Raw genomic sequence first — 24,566 nt, 5'->3', positions numbered from 1 at the left:
TTTTCCTTCATAATTCTGAATTCATCGTTCTACATTCATCATTCCTCACTACGTACCCCTACGTAATTTTTGCAGTAGGTACGTATTTGTTGGAAAACATCTTACCAGTATTTTTACATCCTAAACTAACATCCCTATTGTTATGAAAAAAATACTACTAGTACTCTCTGTTTTAGCACTTACTATAAGTTCACTACACGCACAAACCACCTTTACTTATACTGGAATTGGAATTTGGACAAATACTGCAAATTGGAGTCCATCGTATCCTGGTACCACCTTAAATACAGGAGATACCGTAATTATAGATACAGGGGCAACGGTAGTCATAAATACTCTTGTCACCATACAAGGGCGTCTATTTAACAATGGTACCGTGAACAATGAAAGTATTTTAGCTATTATGGGAACTTTATTTAATAATATGCAATTAAATAATACAAGTCCCGGGATAGTAAGAGTTAACAATGGGGGCGTTTTAAATAATAACGGCGGCGTTATAAGTAATAATGGCACCATAGATAATAACAATGGAGGAACTATCGTCAATTTTTCTATTATAAACAATACTATTAATGGGGTTTTAAACAATAATTCTGGCGCATTACTAAGAAATGATGTAGGGCTTGGACAAATAAACAATAATGGTTCTATAATGCTCTCACAAAATGGCACACTATTCGGAAGTAATAATACGCATACCGGTAATCAAAGCAACGCAGGCATTTTAGTACCTGGTAATGGTATAGGGGTCTATCGTTTTGACAACAACTACATGCATCAGAGCACGGCCCGCCTAGATATTCAAATAACAGGAGCTACAACAGCAGGTACAGACTATGATCAAGTAATTGTTGCCGGAAACGCACTATTAGCAGGCACACTCAATGTGAGTTTACCTACTGCCTTTGAACCCCTACCAGGAGATAGTTTCACCATTTTAACTGCTGGCTCAATTACTAGCACATTTGCTATTGTAAACTTCCCCACTATTGCAAATGGTGTGTTCAATATTACATATACTTCTACAGAAGCTATTCTTACGGTTTCTTGTCCTACCACGACCACTTATACAATAGCAGGAGGATGGGATAATGGAGATCCAACAACAACTACAAGAGCGATTATTGCTGAAGATTACAATACGGCAACTGTAGGGCTTGGCGATATCACAGCCTGCGAACTGATCATTAATACGGGAGCAACTCTTACTGTGAGTGATACTAATTTTATAAGCGTAGAAAATGACATTATTATAAATGGAAATCTTGACATTACAAACACAGGTAGCCTTGTGCAAGTAAACGAAGATGCTGTGACTATCAATAATGGAAGTATCGCTGTCGCGAAAACAACCCCAACCTTAGACGATCGTAATTTTGTAGCCATGAGTAGTCCAGTTACTGCCGAAGTTAGAGATCGAGTCTATGGAAATTCCAGAGCCGTTTTTAGCATCATCCCTAGTAACTTTGTACCATTTGATATTGACTTTGTGGAGTTCCCAGAATTTGAATTTTCAGAAAACTTCCTCGATGATAATAATGATTATTTATTGCCTGTCACTGGAAGCACTGCAACACCTGCAGCAGGTATTGGCCAACTCATATTCCCACAACCAGAACCGAATGTAGGAGATGGTGCCTATACCCTCACTTACACACAAAACCCTTCAAATCCTGGAACCTTAAACTCAGGAACGATTACGGTGCCGATTAATTACAATGGCCCTGCAACCACCAATAACTATAATCTATTAGGAAATCCGTATGCTTCGGCGATAGATGTCACTGCCTTTATCAATGCTAATGATGCGATAAACGAAGTGTACTATTGGGATCATATCACCAATCCTACATCAGAGCTTCCTGGTTTTGGAACCAGTAACTTCTCTATGAATGATATTTCGATACGTAATGCCATAATGGGTATTGCTGCCGTAAATGGAGGAACACCTCCTGGACAGTTTATGGCCTCTGGACAAGGATTTGGAATCAAAGCAGATCAAGCAGAAATGGTTGCTGGAACACCTGTGGTATTTACCAATAGCATCCGTGTGACTGGAAATAATGATGGCTTTAGAAACGCTGAAACCAGTATCGATATTGATAAACTATGGCTCAATTTGACCACAACTTCTTATGATGAAGTGGTTGCTCAAACAGGTATTGGCTTTACACCTAATGCTACTCCCGCGATCGACAAAGGGTATGATAGTCCGCGAGTGGGGACCTTCCTGTCCCTATTTACAACGGTAGCTTCTGGGGAACTTTTAGGCATTCAAGCAAGAGAAACTTTTGATCCTGAAATGGAAATTGCCCTTGGTTTCTCAACGTCTATCGAAGAAGTAACGCCATACACCATAAGCATTGGAAATCTTGAAGGAATCGCTATAGAAAACGCATCTGTTTTTATCATCGATCATGTGTTAAATACCATTGTTAACCTAAACGAACAGCCCTATACATTTACGGCTCAGAAAGGATTACATACAGATAGGTTCACGATGGTTTTCCAAGATCGTGAGGTATTGAATGCAGACGAAGAAAGCTTTCGCGAAAGCGTAATTACCCTTTATCCAAATCCATCACAAGGTCAGGTGACACTTTCATATACTGGAAGTTCAACACTGGAAAATGCGATAATTACTGATGTGAATGGAAAAATCATCAAACGCATTGATCTAACAAATTTTAATCAAACACAAACTATACATCTAGAAAATCTTGCGAGAGGAATGTATTTTATGCAGATCATATCGCAAGGAAATACGGTTACTAAAAAATTAATCCTGAGATAATTGCATATTTTTAAAACATAAGAATAAAGACTAAAATGGTATATTGATTGGGGGATTAACTAAACCATTTTATAAAAAGAGACTGTCTAAAAAAGTGTGATTTTCGTCAAACTGAACTCGTTTCAGTTTCTCATCAAATTAACCAGAGTGATGAGACTCTGAAACAAGTTCAGGGTGACGTTCTAAATTACTTTTTAGATAGTCTCTTTTTTCAATTTCAATTTCACAACTGGTTATTTTAATACTATTTTCGCTTAAAGCGAAAATCACTCCATCACCTTTTGAGTTTCGACTTCAATTTCAAAGACTACGTACCCCTACGTAATTTTTGCAGTAGGTACGTATTTGTCTCTTTATTTTTAGGTGGTACATTTACCAAAACTTTAAAAATTCCAAAAAACAACTTGAAATTGCTTTTGCGAAATCAAACTTGAGAGGTTCATGACCAAAAAGTAAAGTGTAACGTTAAAGCAATAAAAGTCTATAAATATCATTTTAATAGATATTTGTATTTTTAGGGAAGATTTAGATTTTTACTAAAAACGAAATATAAGACAAGGAGGGTATCAAGTATATGAACACTCATCCTTAGGATGACTTTATGATTGGGGGATCACTAAGTCATTTACAAAAAAAGACCGAACGATGAGTTCGGTCTTTTACTATATATTAGGAAATACTATCCTATTAAACTCTCATCTGCAGATGCCACATAGCTAGCTGGCACTTTTAGATTATTCATACGCAAATACACACCTAATTGAGCTCTATGATGTATGGTATGACTAATGACTAGATTACGTATTACGTCTTGTTTAGGTACATCTTTAAAATAAGTAGTCTCTCCATTTTTCAATGTCCACGCATCTGTAAATTGTGCTTCTGGCAATTGATTTAAAGCTTCTTTAGCTTGTGTTACATTTGTTTCAAAAAGCTCAATTATCGCCTCTTTAGTTGTTGCTGGTTCAGATGGAGGTACCTTACTAAAATCTAAACTAGATCCTCCTGCAATAGCAGTTATAAATGAAGGAATACGCGCAATATGATTTAACAATTTTGCAGCATCCATTGATTTTTCATGGGGTTGGTATGCAAAAAACTCATCAGATATTACATCAAAAAAACGACGTGTCGTATTCATTTCTTGTTCAAAATTTGCAGTAATTGATTCTTTCATTTTTATATTTTTAGTTGTAGTTTTCAATACTTTAAAGATATTAGGTATTTATTTTTTCTCTACTGCTTTTATTCTTTTTTACTTGTCGATATGACACTCACTTATTATTAAAATCATACCTATTTTACTTTAGTTATTCGTACTGGAAAGCTATATGTCATTTTCAGCATAATTATTTATCATAGATGTTATACAGATCATTTATGATACTTTTTTATACGCTTTCGCGAAAGCGTGTAGAGAAATTTTGATTTTTTAAAAACTGGTATAAAAGACTACAATAAATGGTAAATAGAAGTGCTAGCAAATAAACTTTTTAACCTATTAAAACAGAGCAATAATCTTAAACGAGTCACTAGAACCCGCTCCAAAAGTTGCCCTAAAAGCATCACTAGCAACCCCTAAATTACCATTAACTGCAGCTACTGTTCCATATAAATCTACCGTATATGTTCCTGGAGGTAAGATTAACATGTGTGCTGCAGTATTTGTAAAGAGTCCTGCTATAAATGTGCCCCCATCACCAGATGCAGTATTGGTATATGATTGAGACATAATACCATTTCTTTCTACAACATCTCCTGAATCATTTTTAATTTCAAAAAAATTTCTAATAAGCTTAGCTTTACCGTCATCTATAGGACTTACACCATCGGTTTGAGAACAGAAAAAAGTGATATTGTAATTTATAAATATGATTGCATTTTGATCTAATGTAAATGTCTCTGTAGTGGCTAATACCGTATTATTAGCTTGTCCTAATATTCCTGTATCTACAGGGATAGAAGATATAATATCTGCTTCATCTACAACAATTTCAGCCCCTGCTGGCGTATTTGGGATAATTAAATCTCCATTTGCATTTGCGTATACTGCTACATTCCTACTTCCTGTATTATTGATATTATTTGCACTACTAAAGCCTTCAACTCTAATTCCTGAGGTCGCTCCTGCTATATGAAGATCATTTTGTGGGGTTGTCGTTCCTATACCTACTTGTCCTTGTATATCGAGGGAAGTAGCAAACAAAAAAATAAATAAAAGTATTAGGGTACTTTTTCGAATCATAGATATATAATTTGGGGTTATAACTTTATACTAGTTTTTGATAAATTTTCTCAACACTTAAAAAAAGCAAACTAGAATTGTTGTCGAAATATATCAAAAGCAAAAGCTATTTTTCCTAAAAAGCACCTTAATTAAACTGTATATAGTAGTCTTTACACCCCTTAATTTCTGTAATCTAAAAAATTAAAAACATGAATTTCAACGATCTAAATAAAATGAAAACTATATTTTAAAGAAGGCTTATATAGAAGGAGTAATCTGTCTATTTTTCCTACATATTTAATATTCTTATTTAGGTATAGCACTTATCATCATCTAAAAAAAGGCCATAAAATCTGTTGATTTTATGGCCTTTTGAAAGCTAAATACTAAAAAATTAATCAAATGAAAATGTACCTGATCGAGTTCCTCCAGACCAAGTTCCTTCAAATTCAGTACATCCAAAACCAGTTGAAGATCCAGCTGGAACTATACTTGCATCCCAAGAAATATCTACTCCATTATACGTAGCTATTTGATTAAAGCCTTCTAAATATGGAAATCCTAATCCCTGAAAATCAGGTGCAATTCCAGCTTCTCCAGGAGTAATAAAAAATTCATTTCTTGCAAGCACACAAACAGAACCTGCTTCTCCAAAACCACCCCAACTTTCTGTATTAGGGTCTGTATCATTAAACATATTTCCATTTATAGATACTGTAATGTCCATAATAGTAAAGAAACCATCACCTTCAAAAGCATCTTCTGGTTGTACTGTACTACTTGCTGCAATATCCCAGTTTCCTGCAAATGAAGGATCACTAGAATCTACAAAACTACCTAATACCATTGCAATACGCTGATTAGATCGTTCTTTATATGTTTGGATATATCCATCTTTATTATCTATAGTAACATTTGTTGCTCTAGGATGTTCACTATCTGTTACATCAAAAATAAAACTTGCTCTTTCATTAGAAAATAGAATTTCATGTAAAGAAGCATTACCGTTTGCAGTAAATTCAATAAGCTCCCCAGAATTTAATAAAACTTCTGCTCTATAAACATTGTCACTCCCTAAATGCACATAGATCTCTCCTTTTCTAGTACGATCACTAGAAGAAAAGACTCCATGATACAGTCCTTTATTACTAGTATCTAAAGAAGCGTCTGGTATTATTTCAAAAAGACTTACAGTTTCTAAATCACTAGCTGTTGTTTCTAAATCATTTTCGTTATCAGTACTACAACTAGTACATACAAATGTTATCGCTGCAAATACGTATAATATACTTTTTTTCATCTTAGTTTTTATTTTATTGGATTATTATTTTTTCTGAAGTTATTCCTTGATTTGTTGTAATTTCTACAAAGTAGATCCCTTGTTTTAATGCAGATACATTTACATTATTTTGATTTATAATAGCACTCACTTGTTGTCCTAAACTATTATAAATTTGAATATTTTCTAAGGTTACACTATTTGATAGTTGAACAGTAAACACATTAGAAGTTGGATTAGGATATAGACTTACTTTAGTTACCACAAATTCTTCCGTACTCAAGAAAGCATCATTAATATCAAAGACTCTAACATGTCCTGCATTGACTCCTCCTCCATCTTCATTTTGAAATCCGCCTACTACTACAATTCCATTATCAGAGAGAGAAAGCGTCCAACCAAACAAATCTCCAAACACTTCTCCTTGTAAATTAGGTCCTACTTGCACCCATTCTCCTGATTGATTTTCATAAACTCTGGCAAAATTTCCACTAAAATCATTAGTATCTGGATCTAAAAAGGCTCCTGCTGTACCAATAACAGCAAAACTACCATTAGGAGAAAGGTCTAATCCTGTTCCGTTTCCTAGTTGTCCTAGAGGAACATCTCCTAAAATATCTTCTCCTATTTGATTCCATTCCTCAGTTGTAGTATCAAAGTCATAAAAACGAGCTAACCCTGGCGCGTTTGTTATAGGAGCGTTTGGTATTCCTATTCCAATCACTGTACCGTCATCTGAGATGCTAAGTCCTCCTGATCCTAATTGTTCCTGAGATTCTGTCCCTAAAACATCTTGTCCAACTTGATCCCACGTATCTGTAGTAGTATTATAATCAAACACTCTTAATCGTCCTCTATCATCACCCTCATTACCAAAAGAGGTCACTACTATTCTAGAACCATCTGCTGTTAGTGCATGATTAGTCGTTCTATCATTTTCTGCTAACCCATTTATGGATTGCCCTATTTGCACCCAAGCGCCTGATTGATTTTCGAACACTTCAATTTGCCCTGCATTAGGTGCAACTTCATCATTAAAAATAGCACCAACAGAAACAATAGTACCATCATCAGACATATCAATATGGTTCCCTAAAAAAGCACCGGGATCGTCTCCTATAATATCTTCTCCTATTTGTACCCAAATACCAGATTGGTTTTCAAAAACACGAACACGACCTTCACCAGAATTAGAAGATGGATCAACATCATATTCTGCACCTGCCACTGCTACTATAGTACCATCTCCTGAAATGACAACATCACCCCCAAAAGTTTCTCCAACTTGCCCTCCTTCTATATCGGCACTTATTTGCGTCCATTCTCCTGAGATATTCTCATAAATTCTGGCAGCGCCTGCAAAAACATCACCATTAGTATTTGTAGCTCCTAAAGCCCCCACCACAATAAAATCTCCATCTGAAGAAATACTTGTCGCTATTCCGAAAAACTCTTGTGCTACTGATCCGTCTATATCTTCCCCTATTTGCGCTACTTGAGCAAATGTTACAAATGGAATAAATACTAGTAATCTTAAAATTTGTTTCATGTTTATTTGTTTTAAATAGATAATCCTCTCTAAATTAAATTAGAGAGGTTATCTTAAGTGAACCAAACACTAAATCAAAGGAATCCTATGATTTAGTATTCAATCATTATTTATTATTTTTTAATAAGCTTATCTTGATATAAAACAGCACCTTCTTCGCTTAAAATACTCACGAAGTAAACACCTGGTTTTAATCTATCTAAATTTACTTTGGTGTTTGTACCATTAAATTTTTCTTTAAGCACCTCAACTCCAGAGTTATTGTATATAATCACACTACTTGAAGTATTACTTTTATTGAAGCTTCCACCTAAATCGATGGTAACTTCATCTGTAGTAGGGTTAGGATAAACAATACCTGCTTTTTCTTCAATTTTTGTGATTTCAGAAAGTGTTTCTTCTGCTTCTACTATGGTTAATGTTTGTTTTGTAGATCTTTCAGAAACTGCAGTTCTAGCAGTAGTACAAGAACTAACTCCAAAGGCTACATCATAAGGAGCACAACCACCTCTAGAAACAGTTGCTGTATACGTACCTTCTGGTAAATTTCCAGATAAAGAAGTCCCTCTATCAAGACTAAAACCAAAACCTAAGATTTCCACCTGTACTGGTACGAAACTTGTACTTTCATTTGAAAATCTTATTCTTCTAGTTCCGTTATCATTACAACCTAGATCTCTTACAATAAAATTATCTGCAAATACAGTAAATCTGGTTGTATCTTCACAACCATTCGCATCGATGATACTCGTTTCGAATGTTCCAGGAAAAACTCCTATAGTTAAAGATCTATTACTTGTTACTGCAGATGCTTCTTCTCCTGTAAACACATTTCTAATTGTAAAATCAAATGGCGTTTCTCCACCTTCTATAAAGGTATTTACACGGCCTCCGTTACCACAATCATCTATTGCTCTTTCTAGACGTAAACTCTGGTCAAAAGATTCGCAATTTTCCTGAGCATGAGCCCCAGAAAGTGTAAATACAAAAACAAGAACCAATGTTGCTTTTAATGTATTTAGTTTTTCACTTAATAATGTCTTTTTCATTTTAAAAAATAGGATTTAAATATTATTATTTATTGAACACTACAAAAGTAATTTTAAAGGCATGCTCACCTCCTAAAACAACACCTTGAAAAAACTGTAATAATCCTATTTTTCTCTTGACTTAATCTGGCTCACCGATTATATATGAAGCATTCATCATCTCTAGCCATTTAAATATTAAAAAGATTGATATTAAAAGTATTCAGCAAAAACCACTAACAACTATTTGTCATTTAGTGTATGCTTTAACATATAAAGTGTATTAAAAAAGTAAGAAAGATGAGAAATATTGGTTTAAGAAAACCTCACAAACCAATACTATAATTATAAAAGATTATGCTTTCGCAAAAGCGTATAAAGAGTTTAAATCTCTTTGATATGATCACTTAATTTTTTGTTCTTTGGCACTTCCATTTTAGATCGTATTTTAGATCTATAGGTATCTACACTATAAACAGATAAGTTTAATTGTGCTGCGATTTGTTTTGAAGATAAGTTTAATCGTAGCATTTGAATAATCTCCATTTCTTTTGGAGATAAGTCAGGATATGTTTTATTTAAATTCTTTAGAAACTCATTATTACTCTCTTGAATTTTAGAATACAATTCTATCTTCGTTTTATTATACTTAATATCATCATTAATGTATGTGTGGATATTAGACAAGAGCGATTTTAACTTAGGTTCTTTTTTATATACTTCAGAAATTTTCTTTTTTATATTTTCTAACAATACATTTTTCTCCTTTATGTGAATAGAGAAATTTGTTATTTGTCTTTTATTAAATTCTAAGTTTTGTTTGAGTTTATCCTGTTCTATATCTTGAATACGTTTTTCTGAAGCATGTAATCTGTGTTGTTTAATAAAAGCTATAATTGCTAGGGTTATTAATAAAACTATCCCTATAATTAATATTGTATTATATACATTTTTAGTCTTATTTTTTTCAGACAAATACTGAAGCTCTGTTTCCTTTTTTTCTAATTCAGTTTTATTCTTTTCAACATCGAATATCGTTTTCAAAAATTCTGTATTTGTACTATTTTCTATAGACAGCACACTATCCTTAACCTGTATATACTCATTTAAAACTTCATTAGATCTCTTATATTTTTCTACATCCTTATACAGATTAGACAATAACAAAAGAATATCTCCTTTATAACCTATACGCTCATAATCATCTATATCTTTAATTGTGCTCTCAAGAATATCAATAGCAACTTGTGTATCTCCTAAACTACTATAAATTCTTGCTCTTTGGTCATCTGCACTAACTTTGTAAGGAACTACCTCTACATCAAGCCCTTCTAAAGAGCTAATAATGTTATTATTATATTTTAAAGCAGTTTTATAATCTTTCTTATGAATATATAATTCGCTTGAATAATAATTCACAAAAAATGTTTGATCTAATTTCTCTAACGTATCTGGGTCTGGTAACTCATCAAGCATCAAGGCTACTAAATCATACTTTCCAAATCTAGCATGTGATGACATGATATTCAATTTATTAGCAATAATCCCATCTACATCTCCTATATCATCAAGTATTTTTCCAACATCCTGTAAGTATGTAATTCCTTTCTCATATTGTTCTTGTCTCATATAGATTTCAGCAGTACACGAATACACTTGTGCTAAAGGCATTTTATCTTCTAGAGAATTTGCTAAATCTTGAGCTAAATTTAAGTATTCCAATGATTCTGTAAACCTAGACCTTACAGTGTAGAGGGTTGCTAAGTTCGTGAGATTTAATACTTTTGTTCTTGTAATCTCGTCTGTTTTTTGATATACAGATTCTGCTTTCAAATAATACTCAAGTGCTTTCTTTTCATCACTTAAAGATTCATAATTCCTTCCTATCTGATAATAACAATACCCTAGATCTAACCTATTGTTTTCTTCTTTAAGAATCTCAATAGCTCTTAGAAGTAACTCATTAGACTCTCTATAATTTAAGGCTTCATCATACTCTTTTGCTTTTTCTATAAGAATAACAGCAGATTGATTTTCTGTTTTCAACTCTGTTATTTGTTGAAAAATAACCTCGCTAGTATGTTCAACATAATAAGCAACTGCATTAGAATTTTCAGAAAAACAATCACTAAAAAAAAGAAACACAGTGAGTAGTATTACTGTTTCTTTTAAAAGAATGTGATTAAAATTGAAATACGCCATGATCTGAGAGCTATTTTTCTAAAAAAGCATAAGTAAACTAATTATCTAAAAGTATCAATATAATATAAAATCTATTCTTTTTATAACTTTAAGTTAGACTCTTTAGTATATAAAAACAAAACCCGAACTCAAGAGTTCGGGTTTTTTATATCTATAATAATCAAAAATTACATTTCTAATGCTTTTTTCACATCACCTCCCATTAATAAATTAATTGGGTCTTCTAGTGCTTCTTTGACAGCTACTAAGAATCCTACAGATTCTTTACCATCAATGATACGGTGATCGTATGATAATGCAACAAACATGATTGGTGCTACAATAATCTGCCCGTCTTTTACAATAGGACGTTCTACGATATTATGCATCCCTAAAATACCTGATTGTGGTGGATTAATAATAGGCGTAGATAACATAGATCCAAATACACCTCCATTAGAGATTGTAAAGGTTCCTCCTGTCATTTCATCTACGGTAATTTGTCCATCACGAGCACGTATCGCTAGACGTTTTACTTCGCTTTCTACACCTCTAAAAGAAAGGTTTTCTGCATTACGTATTACCGGTACCATGAGACCTTTAGGTCCAGAAACAGCGATAGAAATATCCTTATAATCAAAGGTTAGCATTTCTTTACCATCAATCATACTGTTAACCGCAGGATACATCTCTAACGCTCTCACGACAGCAAGGGTGAAGAAAGACATAAATCCTAGACTTACCCCGTGCTTTGTTTTAAAAGCTTCTTTATATTCTTTACGAAGATCAAAAATAGGCTGCATGTTTACCTCATTAAATGTGGTAAGCATGGCTGTTGTATTTTTGGCTTCTACTAAACGCTCTGCTACTTTACGACGTAACATTGATAATTTTGTACGGCTTTCTCCTCGTGCTCCAGGTCCAGGAGTACCCATAGAAGGTGTTGCTTTTACAGCATCTTCTTTAGTAATACGGCCATCACGACCAGATCCAGACACTTGACTAGCATCCATTCCTTTTTCGTCAAGAATCTTTTTTGCTGCTGGGCTTGGTGATCCAGAAGCATATGTTTTTGTTGCTGGTGCTTCTACTTTAGGTGCAGGAGCAGGAGCTTCTTTCTTTTCGGCAGGTGCTTCTTTTTTAGCATCTCCAGCTGGCGCTTCGGCAGCAGTGTCTATAAGACAAACTACAGCACCTACAGCGACCTCATCACCTTCTTCAGCTTTTAGTGTAATTACACCACTTACTTCGGCAGGAAGTTCTAGTGTTGCTTTATCACTATCTACTTCAGCAATAGCTTGATCTTTTTCTACATAATCGCCGTCTTCAACGAGCCATTGTGCGATTTCTACTTCGGTGATCGATTCTCCCGGTGAAGGGACTTTCATTTCTAAAACCATAGTTGTTCTAATTACGCTTTCGCGAAAGCGGACTTATTAATTAAACTTTCTCAAAGGAGGAAGTCTCATCCTCTCTTCAAAATTAATGTTTCTTATTACGAGATCCTTACTAAAGTAAAAATCTCATCTATTTATTTACTATTCTTCTTATTGTGCTTTAAAAACACTCTCGATTACTTTTCTATGTCTTGCTTTTGATCGTGTGCTACTTCCTGCTGCTGGCGAACTATATACGTGACGCGAAGCAATACGTAATTTTACCTGATCAAAATTCATAAGCATATATCCCCAAGCTCCCATATTCCTAGGCTCTTCTTGCGCCCATACATAATCTGTTACATTAGGGTAACTTGCTATAATTTCTTTAATTTTATCTTGTGGTAACGGGAACAATTGTTCTATACGAACAAGTGCTACATCCGCACGTCCATTTCCTTCATTTTTATCGTCTCCATCTCTTTCTTTCAAAAGATCATAATAGAATTTTCCTGTACAGAACACAAGTGAAGTTACTTTCTTCTTATCTACGTGTATATCGTCTATGACTTCCTGAAAACTTCCTGTAGCCAACTCTTCTTTTGAACTTACCGCTAGTTTATCTCTAAGTAGAGATTTAGGTGTAAATACGACGAGTGGTTTTCTAAAGTTCCATTTCATCTGACGACGCAGTAAATGGAAAAAGTTGGCAGGTGTTGTGATATCTGCCATAATCATATTGTCATGAGAACATAACTGTAAATACCGCTCCATACGTGCACTAGAGTGTTCAGACCCTTGTCCTTCATACCCATGAGGCAATAACATTACTAATCCATTCTGAGTTTTCCATTTTGACTCTGCAGCAGAGATATATTGATCTAACATGATCTGTGCTCCATTTGAAAAATCTCCAAACTGAGCTTCCCAAATCGTTAATGTTTTTGGGGCCGCCATGGCATATCCATAATCAAATCCTACTACGCCATATTCAGAGAGCAAAGAATTATAGATATCCATATGACCTTTTACACCAAGCATATTATGAAGATTAACCTCTTCACTACCATCTTCTGTTTTTATAATGGCATGACGGTGTGAGAAGGTACCACGTTCTACATCTTGTCCTGAGATACGTACATTAAATCCTTCTTCCATTAAACTAGCATAGGCGAGTAGCTCACCCATTCCCCAGTCTAATTTATTAGTCTCTGTGTATTGTTCTTTTCGACTTTTAAAAATACGTTTTACTTTATTTATAAAAACCTTTCCTTCAGGAGGGTGTATGAGACCCTCAGCTAGTTTATTTAATTTAGCTTGATCGTAAGTAGTGTCTATTGGAGTTAATATATCTTCCAATGTACCTAACTCATAGTTTTCCCAATCATCTGCAAGAATTTCAGTAATGACTGTTTTATCTTTTTTACGAGAAGCTTCTAAATCTTCTTCAAGATCACTTTTATATGTTTTTTCAAGCTCTTTTACATGTCCCTCAGCAATTACGCCTTCACTTAATAAACGATCTGCATAAATATCTCTTGGATTTTTATGCTTTGAAATTGCTTTGTATAATTTTGGTTGTGTAAAACGAGGTTCATCACCTTCGTTATGGCCATATTTACGATATCCTAAAATATCTATAAACACATCACGTCCAAATTCCATTCTAAAATCCAATGCAAATGCAAACGCATGACATACTGCTTCTACATCATCTCCATTTACGTGAAGTACTGGGGATAACGTTACTTTTCCTATATCTGTACTATAGGTAGATGACCTTGCATCTAAGTAATTTGTTGTAAATCCTACTTGGTTATTTGCAACCACATGAATGGTTCCACCTGTACGATAGCCATCTAATTGCGACATTTGCACAATCTCATATACAATTCCTTGACCAGCAACTGCTGCATCACCATGGATGGCTATAGGAAGAATTGCTTTTTCGTTTCCGTCTAGTTTTGTGTCAATTTTTGCTCTTGACATTCCTTCTATAACAGCGCCTACGGTCTCTAAGTGTGAAGGATTTGGAGCAAGATCCATACGAATGTTATGCCCTTTATCGCTTTCGCGAAAGCTAGTCCAACCCATATGGTATTTTACATCGCCATCAAACAACTCATCTTCGTCATATTCTTTTCCATCAAACTCGGAAAAAATAGCCTCTGGTGATTTTCCAAAAATATTTGCCAATACATTTAAACGACCACGGTGTGCCATTCCCAATACAAACTGCTGAATCCCTTTTTCAGATCCACGCTCAATTAATGTATCTAGTCCAGGAATCATAGCATCCAAACCTTCTACAGAAAAACGTTTTTGCCCTACATATTTAGAATGTAAAAACGTTTCAAAAGATACGGCTTGATTTAATTTATGAAGAATATGTTTCTTCTCATCTGGGCTAAAAGAAGGATGATTATCATTGGTATTTAACCAATTTTGGATCCATTGTCTTTCTTCAGGTTTACGTATATACATATACTCTACCCCAATAGCGTCACAATAAATAGCTTCTAGATGACGTACAATATTAGATAAGCTTGTTTTACCTAATCCAAGAATCGAACCCGCTTCAAATTCTAAATGCAGATCGGAATCTGACAGATTAAAATTGTGCAACTCTAGTGTTGGCGCATATTTACGTCGATCCCTTACTGGGTTTGTCTTTGTAAATAGGTGTCCTCTTGTACGATATGCATCAATTAAATTGACAACTTGAAACTCCTTCTTTACATTTTCAGGAATAGCAACTGGTGCACTTCCTACCTCGTTTGAAACAGCATTACTGCTTTCCATTCCGAAGTCAAAACCTTGAAAAAAGGCTCGCCAACTTGGCTCGACACTATCTGGGTTTTGTAAATACTGATCGTAAAGCTCTGAAAAATAAGCTGTATGGGCTGCGTTTAGAAAAGAAAATCTATCCATTGTTAGTTATAAGCTATGTCTTACTGACATATAGACGTACAAAAATACAATATTTAACATTTTAGGGTATATAATTCCTATATTTATGATATTATTTTAACAAACAGCCTCATGAAATTTAAAAATTACCTTTTTTTAAGCATCGTTTTTACTCTTTTTTTCAGTTTTCAAGCTGAATTAATAGCCCAAGAAGATCCTGCCCCAAAGCAAAAAAGTGAATTCTGGAAAAAAGTTCGCTTTGGAGGAGGTCTAGGATTATCCTTTGGAACGAATAATACACAAATCACTGTAGCGCCAAGTGCTATTTATCAATACAATCCATATATTGCTTTTGGACCGGGATTAAATTTTAATTATCAAAAATTTGGAGATTTTTCATCTACCCTCTATGGTGTAAGCGGTATCTTTTTAGCTAATCCAATTCCTGAGGTACAGCTATCTGCTGAATTAGAGCAGTTATTTGGTACGCAACGTTTCGAAGATCTTCAAGGCGATATTACCAACGATGTAAACAATACAGCCTTCTTTTTGGGTGCAGGTTATCGAATTCAAGGAGTCACAATAGGTGCTCGTTATAATGTCTTATTTGATAATAATGATGGAATTTATGCCGAAGCTTGGCAACCTTTTGTGAGAGTTTACTTTTAACATTGAAGTTAAACCGTTCGCTTCATAAGGTTATTCCCAAACGCACGTAACAATGCTTTTTTATCTTCAGATATTTTTACCGTTTCTAAAGATTGAAAAGCACGTTGTGTATATTTTTCCATTTCAGCTTTTGTCGCATCGGCAGCGCCACTATCTATAAATTGTTGTTTTACAGTTTCTATTTTTTCTGTAGGGTCTACAGGTGTTATAGAAAACAGATGTTCTAGTTGTCTTGCTTCATCTTTTTCAGATTTCTGCAAAGCAGTGAGATATAAAAATGTCTTTTTATTTTCTATGATATCTCCTCCTACTTGTTTTCCAAATGTTTCTGGATCGCCAAATGCATCTAGATAATCATCTTGTAATTGAAAAGCAATCCCTAAATCTCTACCATAGTTATATATAGATTCCTGACATTCTTTTGAAGCTCCTGCAACGATAGCCCCCATTTTAAGAGCCGCACCTACCAAAACTGCCGTCTTGTATTCTATCATCGTCAAATACTCAGAGATAATTACATCGTCTCTCGTTTCAAAATCTACATCGTATTGCTGACCTTCACATACCTCTATTGCTGTTTTTGAAAACAATTTTGCTAGTTCTTTAAAAATCACTCCATCATAATTCTCAAATAATTGATATGCAAGAATAAGCATGGCATCCCCTGAAAGAATTGCGGTATTAATATCCCATTTCTCATGTACTGTTTGCTGCCCTCTTCTCAAAGGAGCATCATCCATAATATCATCATGAACTAATGAAAAATTATGAAAAATCTCTATTGCAAGTGCTGCATCTAACGCCTTTTGATAAGGCTGATCAAACAACTCTGTTGCCATTAATGTCAATACAGGACGTAATCTTTTACCACCCAAATTCAAAATATAATTAATAGGTGTATATAAGTTGTTAGGCTCCTTATCTAAAGAACGTTTACTAAGGTAGTCTATGAATATAGATGAGTATTCTAATACAGATAGCATGCGGGAAAAAATTTTAAACACAAAAATACGGTTTCCATTGGTTATGTAACTATATATGCTTTCGCGAAAGCGTACCCAAATGTTAAATTATCGTAAAAACTTTGGAAACTTTAATCGTTTTTAAAGTTTCCATCGTAAATTTGCATAGCAATCTATGAAAGAAAAAATATTATACACCGCCACTGAATTGTTTCTAAATCAAGGGTTTAAAAGCATAACAATGGATGATATCGCTAGGGAAATGGGGATATCAAAAAAGACCATTTACAGTCATTTTAGTAATAAAGAGGCTGTTATTGAAGCATCAACAGCTGGGATTTTCAATATGATTTGTAATGGAATTGACCATATTACAGAGAATAAAAAAAATCCAATTGAAGAGCTTTATGATATTAAGCGCTTTGTGCTAGAGCATTTAAAAGGAGAACGTACTTCTCCTATGTATCAACTACAAAAATATTATCCAAAAATTCATAAATCACTTCGTAAAAAGCAATATGATTTCATGCAAGACTGTATGATTGAAAATATTACGCGTGGTGTTTCTGAAGGACTCTTTAGAGAAAATATTAATGTGCAATTTGTATCACGTATTTATTTTACGGGAATGACTGGAATAAAAGATGGAGATATATTTCCTTCTTCAGAATTTCCACCACACATTTTATATGATATGTATTTAGAATATCACTTACGTGGTATTGTAACACCAAAAGGACGAAAATTATTAAACAAACTCATACAATCAAATCAAGAATAATGACAAGAATCCTAATCATCCTATTATTGTTGACTGGTTTTACTATCCAGGCGCAAGACAAAAAGAGCTTTTCTTTAGAAGAAGCCATTGTCTTTGCATTAGACAATAATAAAAATGCGATTAATTCGCGTAGAGACATCGCTATAGCGATTAAACAAAAATGGGAAACTACCGCTTCGGGGCTTCCTCAAATTAATGGAGTCATTGACTACCAAAACCAATTGAAACAACCTACTGCATTTATTCCTGCAGAATTTTTTGGAGGAGAACCTGGCACATTTGCACCCGTAGTTTTCGGGACACAACAAAATGCATCTGCCACTGCAACACTTACACAATTAATATTTGACGGTTCCTATTTAGTAGGATTACAAGCGGCAAAAGCTTTTCTAGATTTTTCTGAAAACTCTAACGAAAAAACACAATTAGAAATCCGAAAAGGAGTTATTAATGCCTACGGGAGTGTATTGATCACTAGAGAAAATATTACGATTCTCAATAATAATATTGCTACAGTTAAGAAAAATCTAGATGAGACTCGAATTATTTTTGAAAATGGATTGGCTGAAGAAGAAGATGTAGAACAGCTACAAATTACGTACAGTCAATTACTCAATCAAAAAATAAATGCAGAGCGTCTTGAAGATATTGCGATTCAAATGCTCAACTTGGCTATAGGGTTAGATATTTCGACAGAGACACAACTTACAGATTCACTTACATCACTTGCTAAACCAGGACTAGGGCTTTTTCAAGATAATCCTGAAATAGAAAAAAATGTAGATTATAAAATTGCTTATAATCTTACGGAACAACGCTCTTTAGAATTAAAATTAGAACGTAGTAAAGCATTACCTAGTTTAAGAGGTTTTATAAATGTAGGAACTGCTGCAGGACGTGATACGTTTGACTTCTTTGATAGCGATCAGCGTTATTTTGCATCTTCTATTTTCGGACTCACATTAGACGTACCACTATTTAGCTCTGGAGCTAGAAGTGCTCGTACACAAAAAGCTAAAATAGCATTAGAGCAAGCCGAAACAGATTTTGAATATGCGCAAGAACAAATCAGACTTGCCTATGAACAAGCTAAAAGTCAGCACCAACTTGCTATTGACAATTTAGAAGTTTTTAAAAGTAATTTAAGCTTAGCTGAACGTATAGAACAAAAAAATCAAATTAAGTTCAAAGAAGGGATCGCCTCAAGTTTTGAATTACGACAAGCGCAAACACAATTATATGCAGCTCAAAACTCTGTACTAGAGGCTATGTTAGCTATGATTAACTCTAAAGCTGAACTAGAGACCGTATTAAACACACCAGATTACAGAAATAAAAAATAGTTGAGGAGTTGAGGAGTTGAGGAGTTGAGGAGTTGAGGAGTTGAGGAGTTGAGGAGTTGAGGAGTAATATTTAAAAAAATAAATAAAAAATGAAAATATTTGGTTTTGAAAAATTAAATGTTTGGCAAAAGTCAAGAGCACTTTCTGTGTTTGTATATAAACTTACAAGTCATTTTCCAGCCGAAGAAAAATTTGGTCTTACAAGTCAGATGAGAAGGTGTGCTATTTCAATAGCATCAAATATTTCAGAAGGGACAGGAAGACATACGAATAAAGATCAAGCTAGGTTTACAGAAATAGCTTATGGATCTACACTTGAATTATTAAATCAAAGTATCATATCTAATGATTTAGGTTTTCTAAAAAATGAAGATTATACTATAATAAGAACTCAAATAACTGAGGTTACAGCTATGCTTGATGGGCTTAGAAAATCTCAATTAAAAAACTAACTATGAAAATAACCACTGCTAAACATCAACATATCGACACATCGACATATCGACAATTTGATATCTCTCACAATAAATCCAACCTAATCATGAAACAAACATTTTTGCTAATTATAGTACTCATATTAGCTTCCTGTGGTGGAGATAAGCCACAATCTATAGAAGCTATTATAGAAGCTGGAAATATAGAAGTTTTAAAAACTAAGAAAGCAGAGTTAAGCACACAAGCAGCAACTATAGCAACAGAGCTTGAACTCATAGAAAAAGCAATAGCAGAGAAAGATCCTAAAGAAGGAGTTCTTGTGACTACAATGACTGTAAAAGACACCTTATTTAACCATTATGTTGAGATTCAAGGTAATGTTGAAACAAAACAAAATGTACTTGTATACCCTGAATATCAAGGAACATTATTACGTGTAAATGTTAAAGAAGGGCAACGCGTTTCTAAAGGTCAAATTCTTGGTCGTATAGACGATGGAGGTATCAGTAATCAAGTTGCACAACTAGAGACACAAGCGGCACTTGCAAAAACCACTTTTGAAAGACAAGAACGCCTTTGGAATCAAAAAATAGGATCTGAAATTCAATACTTACAAGCAAAAACGCAATACGAATCTGCTCAAGACATGGTAAAACAGATGAAAAGTCAGTTAAGCAGAACTGTTGTAAAAGCACCTTTCTCAGGTATTGTAGATGATGTTATTACAGAACAAGGAACGGTAGTTTCTCCAGGCATGGCATTATTTAGAATTGTAAACTTAAATAATATGTATGTAACCGCAGAGGTTCCTGAGACCTACCTTACAACAGTTCGTAAAGGAAAAGATGTGAGTGTATTCTTCCCCGTACTTAATGAAACTATAAAAGCCACCATTAGACAAGCAGGGGATTACATTAATCCATCTAACAGGAGTTTTCCGATAGAAGTTGCTGTACCTAACAAGAAAGGAAACATCAAGCCAAATCTTACGGCTAGACTATCTATTAATGATTATACAGTAGACAATGCAATTCTTATCCCTTTAAATGTTATTAATGAAAATGCAGAAGGAAAACAGTATGTCTATACCGCTTTCGCGAAAGCGGACACAAACACCATTGTCGCTAAACAACAAATTATAGAAACTGGTAAGTCTCAAGGTGATAAAATAGAAGTGCTTTCAGGGCTTAAAAGTGGCGATCTTATTATAGTAGAGGGTGCACGTTCTGTAAAAGATAATCAAGAAGTACGAATCTTAACATACTAAGACCATGAGTGCAAAGAAAAAAAAGAATGTAAATAAAGAGTTCGGCATCTCTAGCTGGGCTATAGACAATCCGACAATTATCTATGTATTAATGGCACTGTTTCTAATTTTAGGGATGAGCGCATATTTAGGGATGGCAAGGGAAAATTTCCCTGAAATTAATGAGACTAAGATTTATGTCTCCGTTCCTTATCCCGGAAATACTGCAGAAGATATAGAACGTCTTATTGTAGATCCATTAGAAGACAAACTACAAAACCTATCTGGTGTAGAAGAAGTGTTGTCTACATCTCAGGAAGATTATGCTATTATTACGGTAGAGTTTGACTACAAAATGGATGTACAAGCCGCCAAACAAAAAGTAAAAGACGAAGTAGATTCAGAAACAGCAAATGAGGATTGGCCTACCTTTAATGGAGCAAAAGTAGAACCGAATGTTTTTGATTTAAGTATTTCTGAAGAAACACCTATACTAAATGTAAATATCTCTGGAGATTACCCAGTAGATAAGCTTAAAGAGTATGCAGAGTATCTTCAAGATGAAATAGAAAGTCTTAAAGAAATAAAAGAGGCTACCATCCGTGGGGCACAAGAACGAGAAGTTGAAGTTGCTGTAGACATCTACAAAATGATGGCTGCTAAAGTTAATTTTGACAACGTATTAGGAGCCATCAGCAACGGAAACATGACGCTTTCTGCAGGAAACTTAATTTCTAGTGGGCAACGTCGTAATATTCGTATCCTAGGTGAAATAGATACGCCAGAACAGCTAGAGAATTTTGTTGTAAAATCTGAAAATGGAGCTGTTTACTTAAGAGATATTGCTACTGTTACTTTTACAGAAGAAGACAAAACAACCTATGCACGTGACCTCACTTTAGAAAAAGGAGAATCTGTAAATGATGGAGAGGTAAGTGAAAGCGTGGTGATGCTAGATGTAAAGAAACGTTCTGGAAAAAATATGATTGCCGCTGTAGAACAGATTACAGAGATCATAGAAAAAGCTGAAACAGAAGTATTTCCTCCTGATGTAAAAATCACAACAGCAAATGATCAAAGTGCAAAAACAGAAAACCAAGTAAATGACCTTGTAAACAATATCATTTTCGGGATTATACTCGTAGTAGGCGTTCTTATGTTCTTCTTAGGATTTAAAAATGCCCTTTTTGTAGGATTTGCAATACCTATGTCAATGTTTATGAGTTTTATGATTCTAAACTTGATGGGGTATACGATGAATACCATGATCTTATTTGCCTTAATTATGGGGTTAGGGATGCTGGTAGATAATGGAATTGTGGTGGTAGAAAATGTATACCGCCTTATGGATGAAGAAGGGATGGGTCGTATTGAAGCTGCCAAAAAAGGAATAGGTGAAATTGCATTTCCAATCATTATTTCCACGCTTACTACGGTTGCAGCATTTGTACCACTTGGGCTATGGCCTGGTCTTATGGGGCAATTTATGATTTACTTCCCCATTACACTTTCGGTTGTATTAGGATCATCATTATTTGTTGCTATTTTTATTAACTCGATGCTGGTATCTCAGTTTATGAAAACAGATGAGAAACCACTTACATTAAAACTTCTTATTCGCATCTCTCTTATCATGTTACCTATAGGGCTTATGATTCTTTTTCTTGGAGGCGCTATAAGAGGTTTTGGATCATTGATATTAGTGACTATTCTATTAATGTGGGTGTATAAATATGTACTCCATAACGCTACTCAAGTTTTTCAACGTCGTTTCCTAACTTGGTTAGAAAACAAATACCGTAACTTCTTAGGTTGGGCGTTACGGGGTTGGAAACCTATAGGGTTTACTGTAGGAATATTTTTCATCCTTATTTTTACGATCATTGGTTTTATTGTATCTGCAAGCCAAGGACGCACAGCCATTGAATTCTTCCCAGACAATAAACCAAATCAGATTATTACCTATATAGAATATCCAGAAGGAACAGATATCAAAAAGACAAATGCGATTACTAAAGAAATAGAGCGTCGTATTTTTAAAGTCTTTAATGATCAAGAATATCTAGAGGGCGAGGATTATAACGCTTTAGTAGAGACCTCTGTTTCTCAGGTAGGAGAAGGCGCTGGAAACCCTCAAACAGATGGAGGAAGTGCAGCAGAGATGCCGCATCGTTCAAAGATTACTGCAACCATGCGTGAATATAAATTTCGTAATGGTGCCGATAGTGAAGAGTTACGATTTAAAGTACAAGATGCTTTAAAAGGTATTTACCCAGGCGTTGTGATTACTGTAGAGAAAGATGCTGCTGGACCTCCGCAAGGATATCCTATTAACTTAGAGTTACAAGGTGATGATTATGGAGAACTTATCGTAGCTGCAGAAAAAATGCGAAACTATATAAATTCGCGTAATGTTCCTGGAGTAGATGAATTGAAAATTAATGTAAATAGAGGAAAACCAGGTACAGAAGTAATCGTAGATCGAGAAAAGGCTGGAGAACTAGGGGTTGCGGTAGGCCAAGTAGGTATGCAATTACGTCGTGCTATTTTTGGAGATAAAGCAGGAGTGTATAAAAAAGATGGAGAAGATTATGATATCTATGTTCGTTTTAAAGAAGATCAACGCTATAACAACTCTGCCTTATTCAATCAGAATATTATTTTCAGAGATCAAGCTAGCGGACAGATTAAAGAAATCCCTGTCTCAGCAGTAACTACTACAAAAAACACCTCATCATTTAGTGCTATTAAACATCGTGATTCTAAACGAGTTGTAACTGTATACTCTAATCTTGCTGCAGGATACACAGATGCAGGAGTGGTTGTAAATAGCATCAAGCAAGAAATGAATAATTTTGATGATGAAATGCCTGAAAATGTAGAAGTCTTTTATACAGGTCAGATAGAAGAGCAACAAAAAGAAATGTCATTCTTAATGAGTGCCTTCTTTGGAGGTTTAGGATTAATCTTTTTCTTACTCATCTTTCAGTTTAGTTCTATATCAAAACCAATCATCATTATGATTGCTATCTTTCTTAGCTTCATTGGTGTTTTTGGAGGTATTATTATTAGTGGATCTTCTTTTGTGATTATCATGACGATGATGGGGATTATTTCCCTTGCCGGAATTGTAGTAAATAATGGTGTGGTACTTCTCGATTACACTCAGTTATTGATAGATCGTAAAGAAGTAGAAAGAGATCTTGAAGGAAAACAAATGCTGGATAAGGAGACGACAAAACAACTTATTGTAGAAGGTGGTCGTGCACGTTTACGTCCTGTATTACTTACAGCGATTACAACTGTATTAGGATTAATACCATTAGCTATTGGAATAAACATTGACTTCTTTGGATTATTTCAAGATTTTGATGCTGGAATTTACGTAGGAGGAGATAATGTAATTTTCTGGGGTCCTCTGGCTTGGACCGTAATTTATGGTCTTATTATCGCTACGTTTCTAACACTTATTATTGTACCACTACTCTACTATATAGTATACCGCATTAAACTATATTTTAGAGGAGCTGCCGCCACAGATGCACATCAAGAAGCTACGACAATAACAGATGATGAAGAACTTGCTAACGCATTAGATACTGATATATTGGATAATGAATCTTTTGATTATCCAATCCCCGAAGGTGAATAAGCACCCCCTATTTATTCCCTTTAAAAAACGCCAGTATGATACTGGCGTTTTTGTTTTTACAAGAACTACGTTTAGTACTGATTTCAAGTCTTTTTTAGTACGCTTTCGCACTTCGGCAAGCTCAGTATACA

At 34.5% G+C, this 24,566-nt stretch carries 16 protein-coding genes; 7 read left to right on the top strand and 9 right to left on the bottom strand.

Annotation, left to right across the window (positions count from 1 at the left end):
• The first annotated feature begins 142 nt into the window (after positions 1-142).
• The gene (locus Q1A01_RS06990) at positions 143-2,797 is read left to right on the top strand and encodes a T9SS type A sorting domain-containing protein (protein ID WP_299678051.1); all 2,655 of its coding nucleotides are present in this window, start codon (positions 143-145) and stop codon (positions 2,795-2,797) included.
• 679 nt (positions 2,798-3,476) lie between these two features.
• Here Q1A01_RS06990 and Q1A01_RS06985 read toward each other — a convergent pair.
• The 8 genes from Q1A01_RS06985 to Q1A01_RS06950 form a co-directional block, all read right to left on the bottom strand.
• Entirely contained in the window at positions 3,477-3,974 is a 498-nt protein-coding gene (locus Q1A01_RS06985) for a DinB family protein (protein WP_299678048.1), read from the bottom strand.
• Positions 3,975-4,298: 324 nt separating this feature from the next.
• The gene (locus Q1A01_RS06980) at positions 4,299-5,042 is read right to left on the bottom strand and encodes a hypothetical protein (RefSeq protein WP_299678045.1); all 744 of its coding nucleotides are present in this window, start codon (positions 5,040-5,042) and stop codon (positions 4,299-4,301) included.
• Between the two features lie 376 nt (positions 5,043-5,418).
• Positions 5,419-6,324, bottom strand: a complete 906-nt coding sequence (locus Q1A01_RS06975; RefSeq protein WP_299678043.1) for a hypothetical protein — start codon at positions 6,322-6,324, stop codon at positions 5,419-5,421.
• Positions 6,325-6,337: 13 nt separating this feature from the next.
• Entirely contained in the window at positions 6,338-7,852 is a 1,515-nt protein-coding gene (locus Q1A01_RS06970) for a T9SS type A sorting domain-containing protein (protein ID WP_299678040.1), read from the bottom strand.
• Positions 7,853-7,965: 113 nt separating this feature from the next.
• Positions 7,966-8,901 (bottom strand): T9SS type A sorting domain-containing protein, encoded by a 936-nt coding sequence (locus Q1A01_RS06965; RefSeq protein WP_299678037.1) that lies wholly within the window; start codon positions 8,899-8,901, stop codon positions 7,966-7,968.
• A 363-nt stretch (positions 8,902-9,264) separates the two neighbouring features.
• Positions 9,265-11,082 (bottom strand): LuxR C-terminal-related transcriptional regulator, encoded by a 1,818-nt coding sequence (locus Q1A01_RS06960; RefSeq protein ID WP_299678034.1) that lies wholly within the window; start codon positions 11,080-11,082, stop codon positions 9,265-9,267.
• Between the two features lie 167 nt (positions 11,083-11,249).
• Positions 11,250-12,461, bottom strand: a complete 1,212-nt coding sequence (odhB, locus tag Q1A01_RS06955; RefSeq protein ID WP_299678031.1) for a 2-oxoglutarate dehydrogenase complex dihydrolipoyllysine-residue succinyltransferase — start codon at positions 12,459-12,461, stop codon at positions 11,250-11,252.
• 147 nt (positions 12,462-12,608) lie between these two features.
• On the bottom strand, positions 12,609-15,368 hold the full coding sequence (locus Q1A01_RS06950; protein WP_299678028.1) for a 2-oxoglutarate dehydrogenase E1 component: 2,760 nt from the start codon (positions 15,366-15,368) through the stop codon (positions 12,609-12,611).
• A 111-nt stretch (positions 15,369-15,479) separates the two neighbouring features.
• Here Q1A01_RS06950 and Q1A01_RS06945 point away from each other — a divergent pair, with 111 nt between their 5' ends.
• Positions 15,480-16,016: a hypothetical protein gene (locus Q1A01_RS06945; protein WP_299678025.1), complete on the top strand. Its 537-nt coding sequence runs from the start codon at positions 15,480-15,482 to the stop codon at positions 16,014-16,016.
• Positions 16,017-16,024: 8 nt separating this feature from the next.
• On the opposite strand, the gene Q1A01_RS06940 is transcribed toward Q1A01_RS06945, so the two are convergent.
• Complete coding sequence (locus Q1A01_RS06940; protein ID WP_299678022.1) at positions 16,025-16,999, bottom strand: polyprenyl synthetase family protein; 975 nt, start codon at positions 16,997-16,999, stop codon at positions 16,025-16,027.
• Between the two features lie 154 nt (positions 17,000-17,153).
• Between Q1A01_RS06940 and Q1A01_RS06935 the strand changes: the two genes are divergently transcribed.
• The 5 genes from Q1A01_RS06935 to Q1A01_RS06915 all read left to right on the top strand — a co-directional run bounded on the left by Q1A01_RS06935 (position 17,154) and on the right by Q1A01_RS06915 (position 24,435).
• Positions 17,154-17,759 carry a TetR/AcrR family transcriptional regulator gene (locus Q1A01_RS06935; RefSeq protein ID WP_299678019.1) on the top strand — a complete coding sequence of 202 codons (606 nt, stop codon included), beginning with the start codon at positions 17,154-17,156 and terminating at the stop codon, positions 17,757-17,759.
• The gene (locus tag Q1A01_RS06930; RefSeq protein ID WP_299678016.1) at positions 17,759-19,102 is read left to right on the top strand and encodes a TolC family protein; all 1,344 of its coding nucleotides are present in this window, start codon (positions 17,759-17,761) and stop codon (positions 19,100-19,102) included. The genes Q1A01_RS06935 and Q1A01_RS06930 overlap by 1 nt, the downstream gene beginning before the upstream one ends.
• A gap of 89 nt (positions 19,103-19,191) precedes the next feature.
• Positions 19,192-19,554, top strand: a complete 363-nt coding sequence (locus tag Q1A01_RS06925) for a four helix bundle protein (RefSeq protein ID WP_299678013.1) — start codon at positions 19,192-19,194, stop codon at positions 19,552-19,554.
• Between the two features lie 89 nt (positions 19,555-19,643).
• Positions 19,644-20,804, top strand: a complete 1,161-nt coding sequence (locus Q1A01_RS06920) for an efflux RND transporter periplasmic adaptor subunit (RefSeq protein ID WP_299678011.1) — start codon at positions 19,644-19,646, stop codon at positions 20,802-20,804.
• Positions 20,805-20,808: 4 nt separating this feature from the next.
• Positions 20,809-24,435, top strand: coding sequence for an efflux RND transporter permease subunit (locus tag Q1A01_RS06915; protein WP_299678008.1), 3,627 nt, complete (start codon positions 20,809-20,811; stop codon positions 24,433-24,435).
• Positions 24,436-24,566: the final 131 nt, after the last annotated feature.

This window comes from uncultured Dokdonia sp. (assembly GCF_947492815.1).
Classification (GTDB): Bacteria; Bacteroidota; Bacteroidia; order Flavobacteriales; family Flavobacteriaceae; genus Dokdonia.
Note: the sequence above shows the minus strand (reverse complement) of the source record. Positions and strands in the feature narration are given on the sequence as shown.